The organism is Stenotrophomonas sp. STEN020 (genome assembly GCF_056760195.1).
The window spans coordinates 13455-36477 of sequence record NZ_JBRREI010000007.1; the positions used below are offsets into that span (position 1 = coordinate 13455).

Here is a 23023-nt window from a genome sequence, read left to right on the forward strand (position 1 = left end):
CATGAATAAGATCACCCACTATTTCAAAAGCCTGCTGCTCCTGGAGTTGCTCGGCGGCTTGTGGCTGACGTTGAAATACACGTTCAAGCCCAAGTACACCGTGATGTACCCGATGGAGAAGTTCCCGCAGTCGCCGCGTTTCCGTGGCCTGCACGCCCTGCGCCGTTACCCCAATGGTGAAGAGCGCTGCATCGCCTGCAAACTGTGCGAAGCGGTGTGCCCGGCACTGGCGATCACCATCGACTCGGCCAAGCGCGAAGACGGCACCCGCCGTACCACGCGTTACGAAATCGATCTGTTCAAGTGCATCTTCTGCGGCTTCTGCGAAGAAAGCTGCCCGGTGGACTCGATCGTCGAGACCCACATTCTCGAGTACCACTTCGAGAAGCGTGGCGAGAACATCATCACCAAGCCGCAGCTGCTGGCAATTGGCGACCGGCTTGAAGCCGAAATCGCCGAGCGCCGCGCCGCCGACGCTGCCTTCCGCTGAGGTCTTGAGATGGATTGGGTAAATATTTGTTTCTGGTTCTTCTCCATCATTGCCGGCATTTCCGCGGCAGCGGTGATCAGCGTGCGCAACCCGGTGTACGCCGTGCTGTGCTTGATCCTGACGTTCTTCTCCATTGCCTGCGTCTGGCTGCTGGTGGGTGCCGAGTTCCTCGGTGTCACCCTGGTGCTGGTCTACGTTGGCGCGGTGATGGTGTTGTTCCTGTTCGTGGTGATGATGCTGGACATCGACACCACCAACCTGCGTGAAGGCTGGGTGCGTTACCTGCCGGTCGGCCTGGTGGTCGCGGTGGTGATGCTGGTGCAGATGCTGACCCTGATCGGCATCAAGGCACGTACCGCGCCGTTCCCGGCGGACAACGCCGCTGCGGTCGCTGCCGACACCTCGAATGTCACCTGGCTGGCACGCAGCCTGTTCACTGAATACCTGCTGCCGTTCGAGTTCGCTGCTGTGATCCTGACCGTGGCCGTGGTGGCAGCTGTGATGCTGACCCTGCGTCGTCGTGAAGGTCTGAAGACGCAGAACCCGACCGAGCAGACCATGACCAAGGCAAAAGACCGCCTGCGCATGGTCAAGATGGCCGCCGAAAAGCCGGTGGTGCAGGTCGATACGCAACATGACGGTGGCGAGGAGGCCAAGCCATGATTTCTCTGGGCCATATGCTCGCGCTGGGCGCGGTGATGTTCTGCATCAGCGTTGCCGGCATCTTCCTCAACCGCAAGAACATCATCGTGCTGTTGATGTCGATCGAACTGATGCTGTTGTCGGTGAACATCAACTTCATCGCCTTCTCGCGTGAGCTGGGCGACACCGCCGGTCAGCTGTTCGTGTTCTTCATCCTGACCGTGGCCGCAGCCGAAGCTGCAATCGGCCTCGCGATCCTGGTGACCTTGTTCCGTACTCGCCACACCATCAATGTGGGCGAAGTCGATTCGCTGAAGGGCTGATCCGAAGATGGAAATCACTCTCTCCAAGAGTCTGTTGATTGCAGTGGTGCTCGCGCCACTGTTCGGCAGCATCATCGCCGGCCTGTTCGGTCGTCAGGTGGGGCGCAAGGGCGCCCAGTACGTCACCATCCTAGGCGTGGCAATCAGCTGCGGCCTGTCGGCTTACATCTTCTCCCAGCTGTTGTGGGGCGGGGCGCAGCCGTACAACCAGAACGTCTACACCTTCTTTGAAGTTGGCCAGTACGCGGCCCACGTCGGTTTCATGATCGACCGTTTGACCGCGATGATGATGGTGGTGGTGACCTTCGTGTCGCTGCTGGTCCACATTTACTCGATCGGCTACATGTCCGAAGACGACGGCTACCAGCGTTTCTTCAGCTACATCTCGCTGTTCACCTTCTCGATGCTCACCCTGGTGATGAGCAACAACTTCCTGCAGCTGTTCTTCGGCTGGGAAGCGGTGGGCCTGGTGTCGTACCTGCTGATCGGCTTCTACTTCAAGAAGCCCACGGCCATCTTCGCCAACATGAAGGCGTTTCTGGTCAACCGTGTTGGTGACTTCGGCTTCCTGCTCGGCATCGCCGGCATCCTGTGGGCCTTCGGTTCGCTGGACTACGCCACCGTGTTCGCCAATGCCAGCACCGTGCTGGGCACTGAAACCACTGGTCACGCCATGGTGCAGCTGATCGGCGACCACCAGTGGAGCGTTGCGACCATCATCTGCATCTGTCTGTTCATCGGTGCAATGGGCAAGTCGGCCCAGGTGCCGTTGCACGTGTGGCTGCCGGACTCGATGGAAGGCCCGACCCCGATCTCGGCACTGATCCACGCCGCGACCATGGTCACCGCGGGTATCTTCATGGTCACCCGTATGTCGCCGCTGTTCGAGCTGTCGCAGACCGCGCTGGACTTCATCCTGTTCATCGGTGCCACCACCGCGTTCTTCACCGGCCTGATCGGCATCGTGCAGACCGACATCAAGCGCGTGGTTGCTTACTCGACCTTGTCGCAGCTGGGCTACATGACGGTTGCACTGGGCGTGTCGGCCTACTCGGGCGCCGTGTTCCACCTGATGACCCACGCCTTCTTCAAGGCGCTGCTGTTCCTCGGTGCCGGTTCGGTGATCATGGGCATGCACCATGAGCAGAACATGATGAAGATGGGCGGCCTGCGCAAATACATGCCGATCACCCACATCACCATGTGGATCGGTACGCTGGCCCTGGTCGGTACCCCGTTCTTCGCCGGTTTCTACTCCAAGGACACCATCATCGAAGCTGCCGCGATGCACGCGCACGCTGCCGATGCTGGTTGGGTTGCCCTCTACGGTTACTGGGCGGTGCTGGGTGGCGTGATCGTCACCAGCTTCTACAGCTTCCGTCTGCTGTTCCTGACCTTCTTTGGCAAGGAACGCTTCCGCGACGCGCATGATGACCACCACGCTGATCATGGCCACGGCCACGATGACCATCATGGTCATGGTGCGCACGAGCCGCATGAATCGCCGCTGGTGGTGACCGTGCCGCTGATCCTGCTTGCTATCCCGTCCATCCTCATCGGCTTCTTCACCATTGGCCCGATGCTGTTTGGTACCGGTTGGGACGGCCATGCCGCCGCTGCCGGCATTCCCGGCCAGACCATGTCGTTCTTCACCGGCATCGTCGACTTCTACGACCCGGCGCGTGACACCATTGCCGAAGTGGGCAAGGAGTTCTGGCACGGTTCGGTGGCCTATGCGATACACGGCATGCAGATGCCGGCGTTCTGGCTGACGGTTGCAGGTTTCGCGCTGGCCTGGGTGTTCTACATCTGGAAGCCGGAACTGGCAGGACAAGCTCGCAAGACCCTGGCGCCGGTGGTTTCGGTGCTGGAAAACAAGTACGGCTTCGACAAGCTCTGGATCGACGGCTTTGCCGGCGGTGGTGTGCAGCTCGGCAAGGCCGCCCGTGCCGTTGATAGCACGGTCGTCGATGGGGTGATGGTCAATGGTTCGGCGCGTCTGGTCGACCTGGCTGCCAACCTGTTGCGCCGCACCCAATCCGGTTTCCTCTACCACTACGCGTTCGCGATGATCATCGGCCTGATTGCCCTGTTGGGCGTGCTGATGCATTTCTGGCGTTGACCTGTACGGAATAGAAGACGTGTCGAACTGGCCTCTACTTAGTATTCTCATTTGGCTGCCGATCATCGGCGGTGCATTGATCCTCGCCTTGCGTAACGCCCAGGCTGCCCGTTGGGCATCCTTGGCGGTGGCATTGCTCACCTTCCTGCTCAGCCTTGGCTTGCTCAGCGGCTACGACCGCGGTGCTGCCGATGTGATGCAGTTCGTCGAACAGCATCCGTGGATCCCGGCGTTCGACATTGGCTACAACCTGGCCGTCGACGGCATCGCCATCGCCCTGATCCTGCTGACCACGCTGATCGGCGTGTTGGCACTGATCGGTGCGTGGGGCGTGGTCGACAAGCGCGTCAATCAGTACGTGGCTGCCTTCCTGATTCTGGAAGGCGTGACGGTCGGCATTTTTGCCGCTACCGACGCGATGCTGTTCTACGTGTTCTTCGAAGCCATGCTGATCCCGATGTTCCTGATCATCGGCGTCTGGGGCGGTCCGCGTCGTATCTACGCGGCGATGAAGTTCTTCCTGTACACCTTCCTCGGCTCGGTGCTGATGCTGGTGGCACTGATCTATCTGTACCTGAAGGGTGGCAGCTTCCAGCTGGTTGACCTGTATCAGCTGCAGTTGTCGGGCAAGGAGCAGACCTGGATATTCTTCGCCTTCCTGATCGCGTTCGCGGTCAAGGTGCCGATGTTCCCGGTACACACATGGCTGCCGGACGCGCACGTTGAAGCACCGACCGCCGGTTCGGTGATTCTGGCGGCGATCGCACTGAAGATCGGTGGCTACGGCTTCCTGCGCTTCAACCTGCCGATCGTTCCCGACGCCAGCCACGAGTGGGCTTGGCTGGTGATCGCGCTGTCGCTGGTGGCGGTGATCTACGTCGGCCTGGTGGCCATGGTGCAGGACGACATGAAGAAGCTGATTGCTTATTCGTCGGTCGCGCACATGGGTTTCGTCACCCTGGGTACCTTCACCGCGCTGTGGCTGGTGCGTGATGCCGGCAACGCCGACGCCGCCCGTCTGGGCCTGCAGGGCGCCATGGTGCAGATGATTTCGCACGGCTTTGTATCCGGCGCGATGTTCTCCTGCGTGGGCGTGCTGTATGACCGCATGCACAGCCGCCGCATCGCCGATTACGGCGGCGTGGTCAATGTGATGCCGTGGTTTGCTGCGTTTGCATTGCTGTTCTTCATGGCCAACTCCGGCCTGCCGGGTACCAGTGGCTTCGTTGGTGAGTTCATGATCGTGCTGGCTGCATTCCAGTGGAACCCGTTGGTTGCCCTGGGCGCTGCTACCACGCTGATCATCAGTGCGGCGTATTCGCTGTGGCTTTACAAGCGCGTGTTCTTCGGTGAAGTGGGTAATGCCCACGTCGCTGAGCTGAAGGACATGAATGGTCGTGAGTGGCTGGTAATGACCGTGTTTGCGGTCGGTACGCTGGTGCTGGGCTTCTATCCCAAGCCGCTGACCGATCTGATGGAGCCGTCCATTGCCCATCTGGCGATGCAGATCGCTTCTAGCAAGCTGCTGTAAGCGGCTCGTCGAGAGTATTGATTCCAGGATTTGATGATGACCACGCCGACGCCCCTGCCGTTGACCATGACCGACCTGCTGCCGTTGCTACCCGAACTGGTAGTGATTGGCGGTGCCTTTGCCCTGCTGATCCTTGATCTGTTCATCAGCACCAGGCACAAGGTCTGGACCCACTTCATTTCGGTGGCGATCCTCGCTGTCGCCTTCATCATGCTGTTGAACGGCGTGGGCGGGCAGGGCGAGGTATTCCACGGGATGTTCATCCGTGACAACGCTGCTGACGTCATGAAGACCGTCGTAGTGCTGGTCAGCGGCCTGAGCCTGATCTACGGCTGGAGCTACCTGCGCGAGCGCAATCTGTACCAGGGCGAGATCCCGGTGCTGATCCTGTTCGCCACCGCCGGCATGATGATCCTGGTCTCGGCCGGCAGCCTGCTGATGGTCTACCTGGGCCTGGAACTGCTGGCGCTGTGCTCCTATGCGCTGGTTGCCAGCAACCGAGAGAACAAGCTCGCGGCCGAAGCCGGCATGAAGTACATCGTGCTCGGTTCGCTGGCCTCGGGCCTGCTGCTGTACGGCATGTCGTTGATCTATGGCGCCACCGGCTCGCTGCACCTTGACGTGATCCATGCATCCATTGCGCATTCCGATGAGCGCCTGCTGCTGTTGACCGGTGCTGTTTTCATGGTTGCCGGCGTTGCCTTCAAGCTGGGTGCAGCGCCGTTCCATATGTGGCTGCCCGACGTCTACCAGGGTGCGCCGGCGCCGATCGCGCTGTTCATCAGCTCAGCACCGAAGCTGGCCGCGTTCGGCATGGCGTACCGCCTGCTGGAAATGGGCGTTGGCCCGCTGTCGACCGAGCTGCAGTATGTGTTGGCCGGCTTGGCCGCGCTGTCGCTGGTCATCGGTAACCTGATGGCGATCGCCCAGAGCAATCTGAAGCGCATGCTGGCTTACTCGACCGTGTCGCACATCGGCTTCCTGCTGATGGGCATTGCTGGGGGCGGCGAGCAGGGCTATTCGGCGGCGCTGTTCTACGCCATTGCCTACGCCATCATGTCCACGGCGGCATTCGGCGCGATCATCGCAATGTCGCGTGCCGGTTTTGAAGCCGAGAACATCGAAGACTTCAAGGGCCTGAACGCACGCAGCCCGTGGATGGCAGGCCTGGTCCTGTGCATCATGGCGTCGCTGGCCGGTATCCCGCCGTTCCTGGGCTTCTGGACCAAGCTGTCGGTGCTGAGCGCGGCCGTCAATGGTGGCCTGCTGTGGCTGGCCATGGTTGGCGTGTTGTGTGCGGTGATCGGTTGCTTCTACTACCTGCGCGTCATCAAGGTCATGTACTTCGATGAGCCGGTGGGTGAGCCGCTGCCGCGCAACAATGACCGTATCCTGGGTATCGTGTTGGGCGTGAATTCGGTGCTGCTGCTGTTCCTGCCGCTCGGTTTGGGCCCGATCATGGAGTGGATGCGCAATTCTTTTGCACATTTGTAATAAAAAACGTTACAAATCTGCGCGAAGTGTGTATTATTCATCTCCTGAGTTGACGGCCTCACCGCCTGGCGGGAAGGTCGGAATCACCTGATAAGTGATTCAGCCGGAAGGGTTTTTCCGGGTTTCTCTAGAGTCTGAAGAGAAACGCGAAGTAAATAAGTCTTGCATTATCGACTTGGTTACTTCATAATTCCGCTTCTGATGCGGGGTGGAGCAGTCTGGCAGCTCGTCGGGCTCATAACCCGAAGGTCGCAGGTTCAAATCCTGCCCCCGCTACCAGCTTCGGTCTTTGCAACACGATGTGTTGATGAGGCAAAAGTTGGGCTCGCAAGAACGGCTGCTTCCGTTCTTGCAACCGGGATCCGGTCATCGGATCCAAACGGACAAAGGGCCCACGTGGGCCCTTTGCTGTTTCTGGAAATCAGAAACCCCGGTTGGGTGACAACCGTTCTCTAACTTACGAATCAAGGCTGGCTGTGAGCGACAAGGCTACTGAAATCGCGAATCTGCTGGGCCCCACCGTGCAGGCGTTGGGGCTCGAGTTGCTTGGCGCCGAGTATCTGCCGGCCCCGGGCGGCGCAACGTTGCGCCTGTATATCGACGTGCCGCTGGCTGAGCAGCCTGAGCGCATGGTCAATGTTGAGGACTGCGAGCGGGTGAGCCGCGAGGTTTCCGCGCAGCTCGACGTTGAAGACCCGATCAGCGGCAATTACACGCTGGAAGTGTCTTCGCCGGGCGTGGACCGTCCGTTGTTCTCGCTGGAGCAGTTCGAGCGCGCCATTGGTGAATCCGCCAAGGTCGGCCTGAAGCTGCCGCAGGAAAACCGCCGTCGCCTGCAGGGCGAGATCGTCGCGGTTGACCACGAACAGGGCACGGTGACTTTTGTGGTCGACAACAAGCCGTTCGTGGCTTCGTTCGACAACATCGACAAGGCGCGCATCATTCCGGACTGGGCCGCTTTGGGCCTGGCACCGACCAAACCAACGGGTCCGGCCCCCAAGCAGGGCAAGACCAAGAATAATTCCAACAACGAAACGGCGGCCAAAAAGCCGCGCGCGGAGTGAGCCGATGAGCAAGGAACTTTTGCTGGTAGTTGACGCAGTCGCCAACGAGAAGGGCGTGCCGCGTGAAGTAATTTTTGACGCGATCGAAGCCGCGCTGGCTTCTGCCGCGAAGAAGCGTTACGCCGAAGAAGAAGTGTTGGCGCGTGTCGTGATCAATCACAAGGACGGCACCTACGAAACTTTCCGTCGCTGGGAAGTGGTCGCTGATGACGTCGTGATGGAGTCGCCGGACCGCCAGATCCGTCTGATGGATGCGGTGGACGAAGCCGACGGCGTTGAAGTCGGTGACTACATCGAAGAACAGATTGAAAACCCCGATTTCGGCCGTATCGCAGCGCAGGCTGCCAAGCAGGTCATCGTCCAGCGTGTGCGCGAAGCCGAGCGCCAGCAGGTGGTGGATGCGTGGAAGGATCGCGTTGGCGAACTGGTCACTGGTGTCGTCAAGCGTGCAGAGCGCGGCAACATCTATGTCGATCTGGGTGGTAATGCCGAAGCCTTCATCCCGAAGGACAAGGGCATTCCGCGTGACGTGCTGCGCGCCGGCGACCGCGTGCGCGGTTACCTGGCTGAAGTGCGTTCGGAGCCGCGTGGCCCGCAGCTGTTCATCAGCCGCGCTGCCCCGGAATTCATGATCGAGCTGTTCAAGCTGGAAGTGCCGGAAGTCGGCCAGGGCCTGGTCGAGATCAAGGCCTGTGCACGTGACCCGGGCGACCGCGCCAAGATCGCCGTGCTGGCCCATGATAGCCGCACCGATCCGATCGGCGCCTGCATCGGCATGCGCGGTTCGCGCGTGCAGGCAGTGTCCAACGAGCTCAATGGTGAGCGCGTGGACATCGTGCTGTGGAACGAGAACCCGGCCAACTTCGTCATCAATGCGATGGCGCCGGCTGAAGTCCAGTCGATCATCGTTGACGAAGAAAAGCATTCGATGGACCTGGCCGTGGCGGAAGACCGCCTGGCCCAGGCAATCGGCAAGGGCGGCCAGAACGTGCGCTTGGCCAGTCGCCTGACCGGTTGGCAGCTGAATGTGATGACCCAGGACCAGGTGACCGCCAAGTCGGAAGCCGAGCAGGGCGTCGCCCGTCAGCTGTTCATGGACAAGCTGGAAGTGGACGAAGAAATCGCCGGCATCCTGGTGTCCGAAGGTTTTGGTACGGTGGAAGAAATCGCCTACGTGCCGGTTGGCGAGTTGCTGGCAGTGGAAGGCTTCGACGAAGATATCGTTGAAGAGCTCCGTGCCCGTGCCCGCGATGCGCTGCTCAATGAAGCGCTGGCGGTGGAAGAGAGTGCTGACGAGGGTGTGCCGGCTGCAGATCTGCTGGCACTGAAGGGCATGGATGAGGCTACCGCGTACGCGCTGGCTGGCCACGGCGTGCGCACAAGTGAGGATCTGTCGGATCTGGCTGCCGACGAGGTTCTGGAGTTCGGCATCGAGGGCATGGATCTGGAGCGCGCCGCGGCGTTGGTCCTGGCAGCCCGCGCCGAGGAGATCGCCCGCCTGGAGCGCGGCGAATGAGCCAGCGATGAACAGTGCCCTGAGCCGCTCAGGGCGTAGACTCCGCGCTGCCTTCGTTCGTGACGAGGGGGCGCAAACAAGATCATAGGATCCGAATGTCGCAGCAAACCACCATCCGCAAGCTCGCCGAACTGGTCAACACGCCGGTCGAGAAACTGCTTGAACAGCTGTCCCAGGCCGGGATGAAGTTCAGCGGTCCCGACCAGGTCGTGACCAGTACCGAGAAAGTTAAGCTGCTTGGCTTCCTCCGCCGTTCGCACGGCAAGGAAGAGCAGCCGGTCGAAGACGCCGAAGCCGCAGCCAAGAAGATCACCCTGAATCGCCGCAAGCATCAGGAAGTGACCGTCAATGCTGGCCGCAGCAAGACCACCGTCAACGTGGAAGTGCGCCAGAAGCGCACTTACACCAAGCCGGAAGGTGGCAAGCCTGCGATGACGCCGGATGAAGAGCGCGCCGACATCCTGCGCAAGCTCGAAGAATCGCGTCAGCGCAATCTCGACGAGCAGCGCATGCTGGCCGAGAAGGATCGCGCCCGCGACGAAGGCATTGCAGCCAAGAAGGCCGCCGAGGAAGCCGAAGCCGCACGTATCGAGGCCGAGAAGGTCGCTGCTGAAGTGGCTGCCAAGGCTGCTGCTGCAAAACCGGCACCGGCAGCTGAAGCACCGGCACCGCGCGCAGCGCGTCCGGCAGCAGCTGCGCCGGCCCGTGCACCTGCCCGCGAAGAGCGCGGCAACAACGCCGGTGCCAATGCTAATGCAAAGCCGGGCAAGCGCAACGAAGGTGGCGATGGCAACCGTTTCGGTGGCCAGCTGCACCTGTCGGCGTCTGACCGTGCCCGTCGTGGCAACAGCAACAACAATAATTCGCGCGGTCGTCCGGGTGCGCGTGCACCGCAAGGCCGCCGTGGCAACGACGCATCGCGTAGCGGTGGCGGCAGCCATGCCTTCGAACGTCCGACCGCACCGGTGGTGCGTGAAGTCGCCGTTGGCGACACCATCACCGTAGCCGATCTGGCGCAGAAGCTCGCGCTCAAGGGTGGCGAGGTGGTGAAGGCGCTGTTCAAGATGGGCGTGATGGCTACCATCACCCAGACCATTGACCATGACACTGCTGCACTGGTTGTCGAAGAGCTCGGCCACAAGGTTGTGCGCGCCAACGCCAACGATGCCGAAGACGCGCTGCTGGCAATCACCGGTGCCGATGAGCGCGTAGCCGTGCCGCGTGCACCGGTCGTGACCATCATGGGTCACGTCGATCACGGCAAGACCTCGCTGCTGGATTACATGCGCCGCACCAAGGTTGCCAACGGCGAAGCCGGTGGTATCACCCAGCACATCGGTGCTTACCATGTGACCACGCCGAAGGGCGTGATCAGCTTCCTCGATACCCCGGGCCACGCCGCGTTCACCTCGATGCGTGCCCGCGGTGCGCAGTTGACCGATATCGTGGTGGTGGTTGTCGCCGCCGACGATGGCGTGATGCCGCAGACCAAGGAAGCCATCCAGCACGCTCGCGCCGCAAACGCGCCGATCGTGGTGGCAATCAACAAGATCGACAAAGCCTCGGCCGACCCGATGCGCGTCAAGAACGAACTGCTTGCTGAGCAGGTCGTGGCCGAAGACTTCGGTGGTGACGTGCAGATGGTGGAAATCTCGGCCAAGACCGGTCTGGGCATCGACGACCTGCTGGACGCGATTTCGCTGCAGGCCGAAGTGCTGGAACTGAAGGCCGTGGCCGACGGTCGCGCCAACGGCGTGGTCATCGAATCCTCGCTGGACAAGGGCCGTGGCCCGATCGCAACGGTGCTGGTGCAACAGGGTCTGCTGAAAAAGGGCGATTACCTGGTGTGCGGTATCCAGTACGGTCGCGTGCGTGCGCTGTTTGACGAAACCGGTGCCCAGGTCTCCGAGGCTGGTCCGTCGATTCCGGTGCAGGTGCTGGGTCTGTCGGGCGTGCCGGAAGCCGGTGATGACTTCGTCGTGGTTGAAGACGAGCGTCTGGCCAAGGACGTCGCGCAGACGCGTGAAACCAAGCGTCGCGAGTCGCGCCTGGTCGCCACTGCCGGCAGCCGCATGGAAGACATCATGTCGCAGCTGGGCAAGGGCGAAGGCCAGCAGGTGTTGAACCTGTTGATCAAGGCCGACGTCCAGGGTTCGGTGCAGGCACTGAGCCAGGCGCTGGTTGCCCTGTCCAACGACGACATCCGCATCAACGTGATCCACTCCGGCGTGGGCGGCATCACCGAGTCCGACGCCAACTCGGCCGTGGCTTCCAAGGCCACCGTCATCGGCTTCAACGTGCGTGCGGATGCTTCGGCCCGTCGCATCATTGAGTCCAACGGCGTTGATCTGCGTTACTTCTCGATCATCTATGACGTGATCGATCAGGTGAAGCAGGTAGCTTCCGGTCTGCTCGGCGTGGAAATCCGCGAAGAGATCATCGGTATCGCCCAGGTCCGCGACGTATTCCGCAGCTCCAAGTTCGGCGCGGTTGCAGGCTGCATGATCATCGAAGGCGTGGTGAAGCGGAACAAGCCGATCCGCGTGCTGCGCGACAGCGTGGTGGTGTTCGAAGGCGAGCTGGAATCGCTGCGTCGCTTCAAGGAAAACGTCGAAGAAGTTCGCAACGGTACCGAGTGCGGTATTGGCGTGAAGGCTTACAACGACGTCAAGCCGGGCGACCAGATCGAGTGCTTCGAGCGTATCGAAGTGCCGCGCACGCTCTGACGGCTGGGATTGGGGAGATGGGAATCGGGATTCGTTGAAGCGGGTCCCGCGAACGGATCCTCTACCGGCCGGGGTCGGGAATCAGGCGCTGTGGTCGTGAATGCGGCTGCAGCGAGCGATCTCCCTCGGTTTCATTGAAATTCAACCTTTATTGCTGATACTTGCCTGATGCCTAAGACTTTCCATCGTACCGACCGTGTTTCTGCACAGATCCGCCGTGATCTGGGCACGCTGGTGCATGCCGCCGTGCGTGAATTCGGCCTGCCTTCGGTCAGTGTGTCGGACGTGGAAGTCACCCGTGACATGGCCCACGCCAAGATCTTCGTGACCGCGCTGATGCCGGAACGAGCGGATGAGGCGATGAAGGGGTTGCGCGAGCTGACCGTTGAGCTGCGTATGTCGCTGGCCAAGGCGATGAAGTTGCGGCATGTGCCGGAGCTGCATTTCCACTACGACGATTCGGTCGACCGTGGTGAGCGCATCGACAATCTGCTGCGCGACCTGGTGCCGCCGGCGGAGCCCGAGTCCGATGCCGACAAAGGCACCGATAAAGAGTAACCGCAGCAGCCCGTAAGGGCTGTTGTCATGTCTGGCCTGCGCGTTGGCGCAGGCGGCTTTTCCGTTTTTCGCCAGGTGCGCCGCGTGCGCGCCGGCCCGCCTATGGTGTTGCATGCGTCCCCGAATCCAATTCCGTCGTTTGGACGGCATCGTTCTGCTCGATAAGCCGGCTGGCATGAGCTCCAACACTGCGCTGCAGGTTGCGCGTCGTCTGTTCCGTGCCGAAAAAGGCGGTCATACCGGTAGCCTCGATCCGTTGGCAACTGGTTTGTTGCCGCTGTGTTTTGGTGAGGCGACCAAGATTGCCGGCCTGTTGCTGGGCTCGGCCAAAGCCTATGACGCTGAAATCCGGCTGGGCAGCACCACGGATACCGATGATGCCGACGGCGCGGTGCTGCGCGAGCGGCCGGTGCCCGAGTTCAGTGATGCGCAGTTGCAGGCGGCTTTGGCCAGCCTGACTGGCACCATCCTGCAGCGGGCGCCGATCTATTCAGCGCTGAAGCAGGGCGGTGAGCCGCTGTATGCCAAGGCCCGCCGCGGCGAGGCCATCGAGGCGCCCGAGCGCGAAGTGCAGGTGCAGGCGATTGAAGTGCTGGCCCATGAAGGCGAGCGCCTGTCGCTGCGCGTGACCTGTGGTTCGGGCACGTATATCCGCAGCATCGCCCGCGACCTGGGCGAGTTGCTGGGCTGTGGTGCACATGTCACCGCGCTGCGCCGGCTGTGGGTGGAGCCGTTCATGGCGCCGAAGATGATTGGCCTGGATGCACTGCGCGCGGTAGCTGAATCCGGCGACGAAGCAGCATTGCTGGACTGGGTGCTGCCAATCGAACAGGGCCTGAGCCAGTTCGCCCGGGTTGAGCTGGATGCCGCCCAGGCAGCGCGCTTCTGCCTCGGCCAACGCCTGCGCAATCCGGCCTGGCCGGTGGGCCTGGTGGTGGTTTACGGCGAAGGCGGCCAGCCGCTGGGCCTGGGCCAAGTGGAAGAGGGTGGGCGGCTGGGGCCGCAGCGCCGCTTCAATCTCTGAACGGGCAGCGGCGGACAGTACCTTTCAAGTCACTTCCGCCTTGTCCCGGATGGTTGTGACCGTTACAATTTTGCGGCCCTAGAAAGGGCAACTGCCCGCCCCGGTGGGCAGCCTATTAATCGGCGAGCTGTGCGGTGCGTCTTGAGACGTTCCTGCTGGCCCCGCATCTGAAGAGAAAAATCATGTCGATCGACACCCAGAAAGTCATTGAAGAAAACAAGCGCGGCGCTGCTGATACCGGTTCCCCGGAAGTCCAGGTCGCCCTGCTGACCGCTCGCATTGAACTGCTGACCGGCCACTTCAAGGAACACAAGAAGGATCACCACAGCCGCCGTGGTCTGCTGCAGATGGTCAACCGCCGCCGTAGCCTGCTCGACTACCTGAAGAACAAGGATGTCGCACGCTATAAAGCATTGATCGAAAAGCTCGGCCTGCGCCGCTAATCGATATCCGCCGCGGCGCAGCGATGCGCCGCGGCTTTGTTTTAAGAGCTTCAAAATCGTAGTAGACCGGCCGGAACCGCCCGGCCAGCCGTTGCCGGCATGGGTTGGCAACGGACCAATCGAAGAAAGCATTTCAAGGATCCCCCGTGGCAAAAATCACCAAAACCTTCCAGTACGGCAAACACACCGTCACGCTTGAAACCGGCGAAGTCGCCCGTCAGGCCGGCGGCGCAGTCATCGTCAAGATGGACGACACCGTGTTGCTGGTCACTGCCGTCGCCGCCAAGAGCGCGCGCGAAGGCCAGGACTTCTTCCCGCTGACCGTTGATTACCAGGAAAAGTTCTACGCCGGTGGCCGTATCCCGGGTGGCTTCTTCAAGCGTGAAGGCCGTGCGACCGAAAAAGAGACGCTGATTTCGCGCCTGATCGATCGCCCGATCCGTCCGCTGTTCCCGGAAGACTACAAGAACGAAGTGCAGATCATCGCCACGGTGATGTCGCTGAACCCGGACGTTGACGGTGATATCGCCGCGCTGATCGGTGCCTCGGCCGCGCTGTCGCTGGCCGGTACCCCGTTCAAGGGCCCGATCGCCGCCGCCAAGGTGGGTTACAAGGATGGCGAGTACATCCTCAACCCGACCGTGTCGGAGCTGAAGGAATCGCAGCTGGAGCTGGTGGTCGCTGGTACCGCCAATGCCGTGCTGATGGTGGAATCCGAAGCCGCACTGCTGTCCGAAGACGTGATGCTGGGCGCCGTGACCTTCGGTCACCGCGAAATGCAGAAGGTCATCAACGCGATCAACGAACTGACCGTTGAAGCCGGCACCAAGCCGAGCGACTGGGTTGCCCCGGCCAAGAACACCGCGCTGATCAGCGCCCTGCAGGAAGCCGTCGGCGGCAAGCTCGGCGAAGCCTTCCAGGTGCGTGACAAGCTGCAGCGTCGTGACGCCATCTCGGCGATCAAGAAGGACGTGGTTGAGACCCTGGCTGGCCGTGTTGCCGCTGAAGGTTGGAACTCGGCCGAGCTGTCGAAGGAATTCGGCGAGCTGGAATACAGCACCATGCGTAACTCGGTGTTGGACACCAAGGTCCGCATCGACGGCCGTGCGCTGGACACCGTCCGCCCGATCGCCGTGAAGACCGGCGTGCTGCCGCGTACCCACGGTTCCTCGCTGTTCACCCGCGGTGAAACGCAGGCCATCGTGACCATCACCTTGGGCACCGCCCGTGATGGCCAGGTGATCGACGCCGTTGCTGGTGAGTACAAGGAAAACTTCCTGTTCCATTACAACTTCCCGCCCTACTCGGTCGGTGAGTGCGGTCGTTTCGGTGCGCCGAAGCGTCGCGAAATCGGCCACGGCCGTCTGGCCAAGCGCGGCGTGCTGGCTGTGATGCCGTCGCTGGAAGCCTTCCCGTACACCATTCGCGTGGTGTCGGAAATCACTGAGTCCAACGGCTCCTCGTCGATGGCTTCGGTCTGCGGTTCCTCGCTGGCCCTGATGGACGCCGGCGTGCCGGTCAAGTCGCCGGTTGCAGGTATCGCCATGGGTCTGGTCAAGGAAGGCGAGCGTTTCGTCGTCCTGTCCGACATCCTGGGTGACGAAGATCACCTGGGCGACATGGACTTCAAGGTCGCTGGTACCGCCGAGGGCATCTCCGCCCTGCAGATGGATATCAAGATCGAAGGCATCACCGAAGAGATCATGAAGCAGGCACTGCAGCAGGCCAAGGCTGGCCGTCTGCACATCCTGGGTGAAATGGCCCATGGCCTGACCACCCCGCGTGCCGAGCTGTCGGATTACGCGCCGCGTCTGCTGACCATCAAGATCCACCCGGACAAGATCCGCGAAGTGATCGGCAAGGGTGGTTCCACCATCCAGGCCATCACCAAGGAAACCGGCACCCAGATCGACATCCAGGACGATGGCACCATCACCATCGCTTCGGTGAACAATGCCGCTGCCCAGGCCGCCAAAGCCCGCATCGAGCAGATCACCTCGGACGTCGAGCCGGGCCGCATCTACGAAGGCAAGGTCGCCAAGATCATGGACTTCGGTGCATTCGTCACCATCCTGCCGGGCAAGGACGGACTGGTCCACGTGTCGCAGATCTCCAGCGACCGCGTCGAGAAGGTTGGCGACGTGTTGAAGGAAGGCGATCTGGTCAAGGTCAAGGTGCTGGAAGTCGACAAGCAGGGCCGTATCCGCCTGTCGATGAAGGCCGTTGAAGAAGGCGAGGGCACCCCGGCCGAATAAGGCTGCGGTGTTGTATCGCTGAGAGAAAAGCGGGCCATGTGCCCGCTTTTCTTTTGCCCGGAAAACAGCAGTTGGACGGCCCGCCATCCCTCCTCCTGTAGTGCCGAGCCATGCTCGGCAGACGCCGTCCCGGTGATCCGTCAGGTTTTGCAGGAGCGGCATAAGCCGCGAAGCCGCGAGCCGACCAGATCGCGGGCATCACCGAAGTTTCGTTACTGCCAGCTTCGCGGCTGATGCCGCTCCCACATGGCATGGCGTGCGAGCACCCGTAGTGCCGAGCCATGCTCGGCAGAGGCATTCCCGACAATCCATCAGGTTTTGTAGGAGCGGCATCAGCCGCGAAGCTGACAGCAGTGAAACGCAGGCCGTGCCTGCAATCTGATCGACTATCGGCTTCGCGGCCGATGCCGCTCCTACAAGGCTGTTGCGGGCCTGACCCAGCGCAGCATGGCTGCGCTCTACAGTTGCTACCCGTTATCCCTGATCCGCCATCACCTGCTCCTGCCGATGGCGTGCGAACACGCGCCTGCCAGCATTCCTCAAGGTGTAAATGGGGGCGGATATGGCAGCTCAGCGAAGTGCGGGTAGTGCGATTCAACATCACTCAATCATCGCGTTTTCCGGAAAGGCCGTAGCTGCCTGCTTTCTGTCCGGTATCTGCATGGCAGTCCTGGCGCCGACGTTACCTCCCGTATGGTTGCGCTGGGCCGCACTATTGGCGGGAGTGCTGTTTTGGCTGGCAACACCGCGCTGGCGCTGGCTGGGTGCGTTGCTGGCCGGCTTGGGCTGGACTTGCCTGCATGCAGGCTGGGGCTTGGATCAGCAGCTGGCAGCGCACAGGGAGGCCCGGGAAATCACTGTGACAGGCGTTGTAAGCAGCCTTCCCCAGCACGAGATCCGTCGTACCCGCTTTCAACTAAGCGTAGACACCAGGACGGATGTCCCTGCCGACCTGCGCGGGCGCGTGGTGCAGGTCGCCTGGTACGACGACTTCGGTGCGACAGAATCTGGTCCACGAATGCAGGTGCATGCGGGCGAACGTTGGCAATTGAACCTGCGTTTGCGTGCACCACGGGGATTGGTCAATCCAGGTGGCTTTGACGCGGAGCGACATGCTCTGGCGCAAGGCTTCGCTGCCAGCGGTATTGTCCGTCAGTCGCCCGCGCCGCAGCTGCTATCGACAGCTGCTGGCCTTGGCGCGTGGCGTGAACGCATGGCGGCAAGAATCGCGGTGCAAGTGCCGGCTGCATCCTCGCGTTATGTACAGGCTTTGGCGCTGGGCGATACACGCGGTCTAGGCGAAGGCGACTGGCAGGTGCTGCGCGCAACCGGCTTGACCCATCTGATAGCCATCTCGGGTTTTCACGTCGGCATGGTTGCACTGTTTGCAGCGTGGTTGGTGGCAGGGCTCTGGCGCCTGCTGCCTTGGTGCGGCCGCTATTGTCCGCGTCCGCAAGCTGTTGCCATTGGTGCGCTGCTCGGGGCCACGACGTACGCGGCAGTCGCTGGGTTCGGCTTGCCAACGGTGCGCACCGTGCTGATGGTTGCGGTGGTGGTGCTGGCACGGCTTGGCCGCAGACCGGTTGATGTGGCCGGCGCATTGGCGCTGGCGGCCTTGGCTGTGCTGTGGCTGGCGCCGTTGTCGGTGCTGACTGCGGGTTTCTGGCTCAGCTTTGCCGGAGTTGCATGGTTGCTGTGGTGCCTTCCCGAGCGCACACATTGGCTGCGCGGGTTTTTGTCGGCGCAGCGCGTTGCGACGCTGGGCCTGTTGCCGCTGACCGTGATGCTGTTCGGCCAAGCCTCGGCGATCGGTCCGCTGGCCAATCTGGTCGCAATTCCCTGGTGGAGTCTGGTGGTGGTGCCGCTGGCGCTTATCGGTACGGCACTGGAGGCGATCTGCAGTGGTGCGGGCGGCTTGGTCTGGCGGGCCTCGGCATGGTGCTTCGATCTGAGCTGGCCGTTGTTCCAGCTGCTGGGTAGTGCTCGCTATTCATTGTGGTGGCTGCCCGAGCCGGTGTGGTTCGCCTTGCCTATGGCGCTGCTCGGCGCAGTGTGGCTGTTGCTGCCGGCAGGGGTTCCGGGCAAGTGCCTGGCGGTCCTGCTGTGGTTGCCGCTATGCCTGCCATCGCGCGACAGGCCAGGGTTCGGCGAGTTCGAGTTGGTCACGCTGGATGTAGGGCAGGGTTTGGCAGTGCTGCTGCGTACCCGTCAGTACACACTGCTGTTCGACACCGGACCGGCGGTAGCTGACGGCTTTGATGCCGGCGACCGGGTGGTGGTGCCTGCATTGCGTGCCTTGGGCGTGCCTCGTCTGGACCGGCTGGTGGTCAGTCATGGCGATCATGATCATGCTGGCGGGTTGCCGGCGGTGCAGGGCGTCCTGCCTCCTGCGCAGGTATTGATGCCGCCAGGACTGGCCTTGGGCGCGGGTGCCGAATCTAGCTGCGAGGCAGGTCAGGCATGGCAATGGGATGGGGTGCTGTTTGAGTTTCTGCACCCCACGCCGGAGTTTCCGTATCTGGGCAATGAGTCCAGTTGCGTGTTGCGGGTACAGGGCGCTTACGGGGCCGCGTTGTTGACTGGCGACATCGGCGAGGTGATCGAGCAGCGCCTGCTCAAGCAAGCGCCGGTAAAAGTGCGCGCGGAGGTGGTGCTGGTGGCGCACCATGGCAGCGGCGGCTCTTCCAGTCATGCTTTTGTGGCAGCGACCGACGCACGCCTGGCGCTGATTTCCAGCGGCCATGGCAACCGTTTCGGCCACCCTCGGCATGATGTGGTGGCGCGCTGGCAGCGTTCAGGGGCCGAGGTGCTGACCACGGCAGGGAGCGGGGCGCTGCACGTCTGGCTGGGCAAGGAGGGTTTACAGCTGCGTGAGCGCAGAATCTGGCGTTCAAGGCTATGGGATGCCGCTGAGCGGGTGCGGGCGGCTGCTATCCTATCTGACATCAAATACACGGCCACGGCGCCGGAGGGTTGAAACGTGTGGGAATTGGTCAAAGCCGGCGGATGGCCGATGGTGCCGTTGCTGTTGTTGGGCGTGCTGGCGCTGGCGATCGTCCTGGAGCGTTTCTGGAGCCTGCGCCGCAACGAGGTGCTGCCGCCGGGTCTGGGCCAGGAGGTCCGCAACTGGGCCGCGCGCGGCAAGCTGGATGCCTCACATATTGACTCCCTGCGCGCCAACTCGCCGTTGGGCGCGTTGCTGGCGGCCGCGCTTGAGGCGCGCAACCGCCCGCGTGACCAGATCCGTGAGCGCATCGAAGACACTGGTCGCCACCTGGTGCACAGGATGGGCCGTTTCCTCAATGCACTTGGCACCATCGCTTCGGCCGGCCCGTTGCTGGGCTTGTTGGGCACGGTGGTCGGCATGATCCAGATGTTCCTGGGTATTCTTGATCACGGCGTTGGCGATGTCGGGCAGCTCGCTGGCGGCATCGGCAAGGCTTTGGTGTGTACCGCAACCGGCATGATGGTGGCGATCCCGGCCTTGATGTTCCATCGTTACTTCCGTGGCCTGATTGATGGCTATGTGATCGAGATGGAGCAGGAAGCCAGCGCGTTGCTGGATGCACTTGATGGTCGCCCAGCGGTAATGGCCGCCAGCAAAGCTGCTGCGCCGCGCCCGGCGGCAACCGAGAAGGCCTGAGCCCATGCGGATTGGTAGCAATAGCACCCAGGATGAGCCACATATCGATCTGGTGCCCTTGATCGATGTGATCCTGGTGCTGATCATCTTCTTCGTGGTCACCACCACCTTTGATGCGCGCTCGACGCTGCAGGTGCAGTTGCCCACGGCCAGCGACCAGAAGACCAGTTCTCCGCAGAGTTCGCTGAGCGTGCTGGTCAACGCCGATGGCCGCTACTTCGTCAACGATCAGGAAGTGCTGCGCACCGACATTGAGTCGCTGAAGCAGATCATCGCGCAGTTGGCCGGTGCCGATCGCGAACAGACAGTATTGCTGCGCGCTGATGCACGCACGCCCTATCAAGCCGTGGTCACCGCGCAGGACGCCTTGGGTCAACTCGGCTTTCGCCGGATCGCGATTGCAACCGCACCGGAAGCCAAACGATGAGTGATAACGACTCGGCTTGGAAGATATACAAGCGCTTGTTGAGCTTCGCCAAGCCCTATCGGCCGCTGTTGTTGATGGCGGGCCTGGGCATGTTGATCGAGGCTGGTGCAGGCAGCGGCTTCCTGATCTTGATGAGCCCGATCACCAATAGCCTGGTGAACCCGAAGGACATCAACCAGTGGATGCCGTTGGCCGTCATTGGTTTGTTCCTGCTGCGTGGTGTGGCCGGTTACCTGACCGACATGGGCATGGGCAAGGCCGCGCGCAGCATCGCCCGTGATTTCCGGGTATTGGTGCTGGGTAAGTACCTGCGGCTGCCAGGGCAGCGTTTCGACTCCGAGCCGGTGCCGTCGATGCTGGTGCGATTGGGCTCGGACAGTGATCAAGTGGCACAGGCCGCGATTGATGCGATGAAGGTGGTGCTGCAGCAATCACTGCAGGCGCTGGGTTCCCTCGCAGTGATGCTGTACTACAGCTGGCAGGTGACGCTCGCGATCTTCGTGCTGGCGCCACCATTGGCCTGGGTGATGAATATCGTGGCCAAGCGCTACCGGCGCATCAGTCATCGTATCCAGGAGAGCGGTGCTGATCTGCTGCAGGCAGCCGATCAGGCCCTGTCCAGCCATCAGGAAGTGAAAATATTCGGTGCGCAGCCGGCTGAGTTGGATCGCTATACCGGGTTGGCCAATACCAATCTGCGGCTGGCGATGAAAGTTGAGGCTACGCGCAGCATTTCTTCCAGCATGGTGCAGTTGATCGGTGCGGTCGGCTTGGCTGCGCTGTTGCTCATCGCTGGCCACGAAGCAGCTGCCGGGCGTTTGACGGTGGGCGACTTTGTCGGCTTGCTGATGGCGATGCTGGCGATCATTCCGGCGCTCAAGCAGCTGACCAACGTACAGAACATGACCCAGCGCGGCATTGCCTCGGCGCAGCGCCTGTTCCATGTGCTTGACGCTAAAGACGAAGTGGATAGGGGCAATCTGTCGCTCCAGCGCGCCAAGGGCCTGTTGGAGTTCCGCCATGTCACTGCCCGTTATGCGGGGCAGACCAGGCCGGCGCTGGAAGACATCAGCTTCGTTGCCAACCCGGGCACGGTAACCGCCATCGTTGGCCGCTCCGGCAGTGGCAAGTCGACCCTGATCAAGCTGATTCCACGTTTCTATGAGATCGAGGCGGGCGAAATCCTGCTCGATGGCCACCCGTTGCAGGACTACAAGCTGGCCGATCTGCGTCGGCAGATCGCCCTGGTTGGACAGCAGGTCACCTTGTTCAATGGCAGCATTGCCGAGAACGTCGCCTATGGTGAGCTGCAGGAGCGCAGCGCCGAGCAGTTGCAGCGGGCAATCGATGGCGCAAACGCCAGCGAGTTCGTTGAGCAGCTGCCGCAGGGTATTGATGCGCCGGTTGGGGCAAAGGGCGGTCGCCTGTCCGGTGGCCAGCGTCAGCGCTTGGCGATTGCCCGCGCAATGCTCAAGGACGCGCCTATCCTGATCCTGGACGAAGCTACCGCTGCACTGGACAACGAATCCGAGCGGCTGGTGCAGGACGCACTGCAGAAGTTGATGCCAGACCGCACTACGCTGGTCATCGCGCATCGCCTGTCCACCATCGAGCACGCCGATCAGGTGTTGGTGATGGATCAGGGGCGCATTGTCGAGCGGGGAACCCATGCTGAACTGCTGGCGATGGGCGGTCTGTACGAACACCTGCATAGCATGCAGTTCCGCGATAGGCAGGAATGATGGCCAAGCTAGGACCGCAAACGCCGGCCTACTGGTATGGCGACGCACCGGTGCCGCTGCTGGCACGACTGGTGGCGCCACTGTATGGCGCAGTAACCGGCCTGCGCCGCAGCCTGTACCGACGTGGCTGGATGCGTACCCGGCAGGTACCGCTGCCGGTGATCGTGGTCGGCAATATCACTGCTGGCGGTACCGGCAAGACCCCGCTGACCATCGAGCTGGTGAACCGCCTGCGCGAAGCAGGCTGGAAACCCGGTGTCGCCAGTCGCGGTTACGGCCGCGATGAGGCTGATACGGCGCGCTGGGTGACCGCAGATATGGACGTGGGTCTGGGCGGTGATGAGCCGGTGCTGATCGCCTGGAAGAGCGGCGTGCCGGTGCGGGTGGACAAGGATCGGGTCGCCGCGGCCAAGGCTTTGCTGGAAGCCGGCTGTGATGTGGTGGTCTGCGATGACGGCCTGCAGCACTACCGGCTGGCGCGGGATATCGAGATCGAAGTGGTGGATGCGGTGCGGCGCTACGGCAATGGTCGGTTGTTGCCGGCCGGGCCGCTGCGCGAACCGGTGTCGCGCGCAGCGCATTGCGACTTCCGCGTGGTCAATCTCGGACAGACCAGTGATGCGTCCACTCAGACGGAAGATTCCGGCTTTGGCGAGTGGGCGATGCGCCTGTCGATCAATTCGGCGCGGCCGCTGAAGGGCGGCCGTGACAAACCCTTGAAGGCATTTGCCGGGCTGCGCGTGCACGCGGTGGCCGGCATCGCCAATCCGCAGCGGTTTTTCCAGATGTTGCGCAGCCGCGATATCGGCGTGGTGCCGCATGCCTTTGCCGATCATCATCGCTACACGCCGCAAGACTTGTCCTTCGGCAGCGAATTGCCGGTACTGATGACCGAGAAGGACGCGGTCAAATGCCAGGGCTTCGCCACGGCGTGGCACTACTCGGTGCCGTTGCAGGCCGAGTTGCCGGCTGCGTTCTGGGTGGCCTTGCTGGATCGCCTGGGTAAGCTTTCCCGCGGCTGAG

Annotated in this window: 17 protein-coding genes, 1 tRNA gene and 1 pseudogene; all 19 read left to right on the top strand. The window is 62.0% G+C overall.

The window, feature by feature from the left end; genetic code table 11:
• Position 1: 1 nt before the first annotated feature.
• The 19 genes and pseudogenes from nuoI (at position 2) to lpxK (ending at position 23022) form a co-directional block, all read left to right on the top strand.
• Positions 2–490, top strand: a complete 489-nt coding sequence (nuoI, locus tag ACVOLZ_RS04595) for an NADH-quinone oxidoreductase subunit NuoI (protein WP_296246079.1) — start codon at positions 2–4, stop codon at positions 488–490.
• Between the two features lie 9 nt (positions 491–499).
• The gene (locus ACVOLZ_RS04600) at positions 500–1153 is read left to right on the top strand and encodes an NADH-quinone oxidoreductase subunit J (protein WP_481515243.1); all 654 of its coding nucleotides are present in this window, start codon (positions 500–502) and stop codon (positions 1151–1153) included.
• Positions 1150–1455, top strand: a complete 306-nt coding sequence (gene nuoK / locus ACVOLZ_RS04605; RefSeq protein ID WP_054656949.1) for an NADH-quinone oxidoreductase subunit NuoK — start codon at positions 1150–1152, stop codon at positions 1453–1455. The genes ACVOLZ_RS04600 and nuoK overlap by 4 nt, the downstream gene beginning before the upstream one ends.
• A 7-nt stretch (positions 1456–1462) precedes the next feature.
• The gene (nuoL, locus tag ACVOLZ_RS04610) at positions 1463–3577 is read left to right on the top strand and encodes an NADH-quinone oxidoreductase subunit L (RefSeq protein ID WP_481515244.1); all 2115 of its coding nucleotides are present in this window, start codon (positions 1463–1465) and stop codon (positions 3575–3577) included.
• A gap of 19 nt (positions 3578–3596) precedes the next feature.
• Positions 3597–5108 (top strand): NADH-quinone oxidoreductase subunit M, encoded by a 1512-nt coding sequence (locus ACVOLZ_RS04615; RefSeq protein ID WP_481515245.1) that lies wholly within the window; start codon positions 3597–3599, stop codon positions 5106–5108.
• A gap of 36 nt (positions 5109–5144) precedes the next feature.
• Positions 5145–6602 carry an NADH-quinone oxidoreductase subunit NuoN gene (nuoN, locus tag ACVOLZ_RS04620; RefSeq protein ID WP_481515246.1) on the top strand — a complete coding sequence of 486 codons (1458 nt, stop codon included), beginning with the start codon at positions 5145–5147 and terminating at the stop codon, positions 6600–6602.
• Between the two features lie 202 nt (positions 6603–6804).
• Positions 6805–6881 (top strand) — tRNA-Met (locus ACVOLZ_RS04625).
• Between the two features lie 197 nt (positions 6882–7078).
• Positions 7079–7666 (top strand): ribosome maturation factor RimP, encoded by a 588-nt coding sequence (rimP, locus tag ACVOLZ_RS04630; RefSeq protein ID WP_481515247.1) that lies wholly within the window; start codon positions 7079–7081, stop codon positions 7664–7666.
• A 4-nt stretch (positions 7667–7670) separates the two neighbouring features.
• Positions 7671–9182 (top strand): transcription termination factor NusA, encoded by a 1512-nt coding sequence (gene nusA, locus ACVOLZ_RS04635; RefSeq protein WP_481515248.1) that lies wholly within the window; start codon positions 7671–7673, stop codon positions 9180–9182.
• 95 nt (positions 9183–9277) lie between these two features.
• On the top strand, positions 9278–11908 hold the full coding sequence (gene infB, locus ACVOLZ_RS04640; protein WP_481515249.1) for a translation initiation factor IF-2: 2631 nt from the start codon (positions 9278–9280) through the stop codon (positions 11906–11908).
• A gap of 168 nt (positions 11909–12076) precedes the next feature.
• The gene (rbfA, locus tag ACVOLZ_RS04645) at positions 12077–12466 is read left to right on the top strand and encodes a 30S ribosome-binding factor RbfA (RefSeq protein WP_481515250.1); all 390 of its coding nucleotides are present in this window, start codon (positions 12077–12079) and stop codon (positions 12464–12466) included.
• A 112-nt stretch (positions 12467–12578) separates the two neighbouring features.
• Positions 12579–13490: a tRNA pseudouridine(55) synthase TruB gene (gene truB, locus ACVOLZ_RS04650; RefSeq protein ID WP_481515251.1), complete on the top strand. Its 912-nt coding sequence runs from the start codon at positions 12579–12581 to the stop codon at positions 13488–13490.
• Positions 13491–13672: 182 nt separating this feature from the next.
• Positions 13673–13933: a 30S ribosomal protein S15 gene (rpsO, locus tag ACVOLZ_RS04655; protein WP_057626688.1), complete on the top strand. Its 261-nt coding sequence runs from the start codon at positions 13673–13675 to the stop codon at positions 13931–13933.
• Positions 13934–14079: 146 nt separating this feature from the next.
• The gene (pnp, locus tag ACVOLZ_RS04660; protein ID WP_481515252.1) at positions 14080–16188 is read left to right on the top strand and encodes a polyribonucleotide nucleotidyltransferase; all 2109 of its coding nucleotides are present in this window, start codon (positions 14080–14082) and stop codon (positions 16186–16188) included.
• 562 nt (positions 16189–16750) lie between these two features.
• Positions 16751–19275 (top strand): annotated as a pseudogene (locus tag ACVOLZ_RS04665) (DNA internalization-related competence protein ComEC/Rec2); the annotation flags it as partial.
• Positions 19169–19831 carry a MotA/TolQ/ExbB proton channel family protein gene (locus ACVOLZ_RS04670; RefSeq protein ID WP_282270584.1) on the top strand — a complete coding sequence of 221 codons (663 nt, stop codon included), beginning with the start codon at positions 19169–19171 and terminating at the stop codon, positions 19829–19831. The pseudogene ACVOLZ_RS04665 and the gene ACVOLZ_RS04670, both read left to right, overlap by 107 nt.
• Positions 19832–19835: 4 nt before the next feature.
• Positions 19836–20258, top strand: coding sequence for an ExbD/TolR family protein (locus ACVOLZ_RS04675; protein ID WP_481515253.1), 423 nt, complete (start codon positions 19836–19838; stop codon positions 20256–20258).
• A complete protein-coding gene (msbA, locus tag ACVOLZ_RS04680) occupies positions 20255–22000 on the top strand; it encodes a lipid A export permease/ATP-binding protein MsbA (RefSeq protein WP_481515254.1) in 1746 nt (581 codons plus the stop codon). The genes ACVOLZ_RS04675 and msbA overlap by 4 nt, the downstream gene beginning before the upstream one ends.
• Positions 22000–23022: a tetraacyldisaccharide 4'-kinase gene (gene lpxK, locus ACVOLZ_RS04685; RefSeq protein ID WP_481515255.1), complete on the top strand. Its 1023-nt coding sequence runs from the start codon at positions 22000–22002 to the stop codon at positions 23020–23022. Before msbA ends, lpxK begins: the two co-directional genes overlap by 1 nt.
• The last annotated feature ends 1 nt before the right edge of the window (position 23023 follow it).

Bases quoted from the DNA above. Each gene is read 5' to 3' on its own strand.
- nuoI (WP_296246079.1), top strand. From the start codon at position 2: ATGAATAAGATCACCCACTATTTCAAAAGCCTGCTGCTCCTGGAGTTG.
- ACVOLZ_RS04600 (WP_481515243.1), top strand. From the start codon at position 500: ATGGATTGGGTAAATATTTGTTTCTGGTTCTTCTCCATCATTGCCGGC.
- nuoK (WP_054656949.1), top strand. From the start codon at position 1,150: ATGATTTCTCTGGGCCATATGCTCGCGCTGGGCGCGGTGATGTTCTGC.
- nuoL (WP_481515244.1), top strand. From the start codon at position 1,463: ATGGAAATCACTCTCTCCAAGAGTCTGTTGATTGCAGTGGTGCTCGCG.
- nuoN (WP_481515246.1), top strand. From the start codon at position 5,145: ATGACCACGCCGACGCCCCTGCCGTTGACCATGACCGACCTGCTGCCG.
- nusA (WP_481515248.1), top strand. From the start codon at position 7,671: ATGAGCAAGGAACTTTTGCTGGTAGTTGACGCAGTCGCCAACGAGAAG.
- infB (WP_481515249.1), top strand. From the start codon at position 9,278: ATGTCGCAGCAAACCACCATCCGCAAGCTCGCCGAACTGGTCAACACG.
- rbfA (WP_481515250.1), top strand. From the start codon at position 12,077: ATGCCTAAGACTTTCCATCGTACCGACCGTGTTTCTGCACAGATCCGC.
- truB (WP_481515251.1), top strand. From the start codon at position 12,579: ATGCGTCCCCGAATCCAATTCCGTCGTTTGGACGGCATCGTTCTGCTC.
- rpsO (WP_057626688.1), top strand. From the start codon at position 13,673: ATGTCGATCGACACCCAGAAAGTCATTGAAGAAAACAAGCGCGGCGCT.
- ACVOLZ_RS04675 (WP_481515253.1), top strand. From the start codon at position 19,836: ATGCGGATTGGTAGCAATAGCACCCAGGATGAGCCACATATCGATCTG.
- msbA (WP_481515254.1), top strand. From the start codon at position 20,255: ATGAGTGATAACGACTCGGCTTGGAAGATATACAAGCGCTTGTTGAGC.
- lpxK (WP_481515255.1), top strand. From the start codon at position 22,000: ATGGCCAAGCTAGGACCGCAAACGCCGGCCTACTGGTATGGCGACGCA.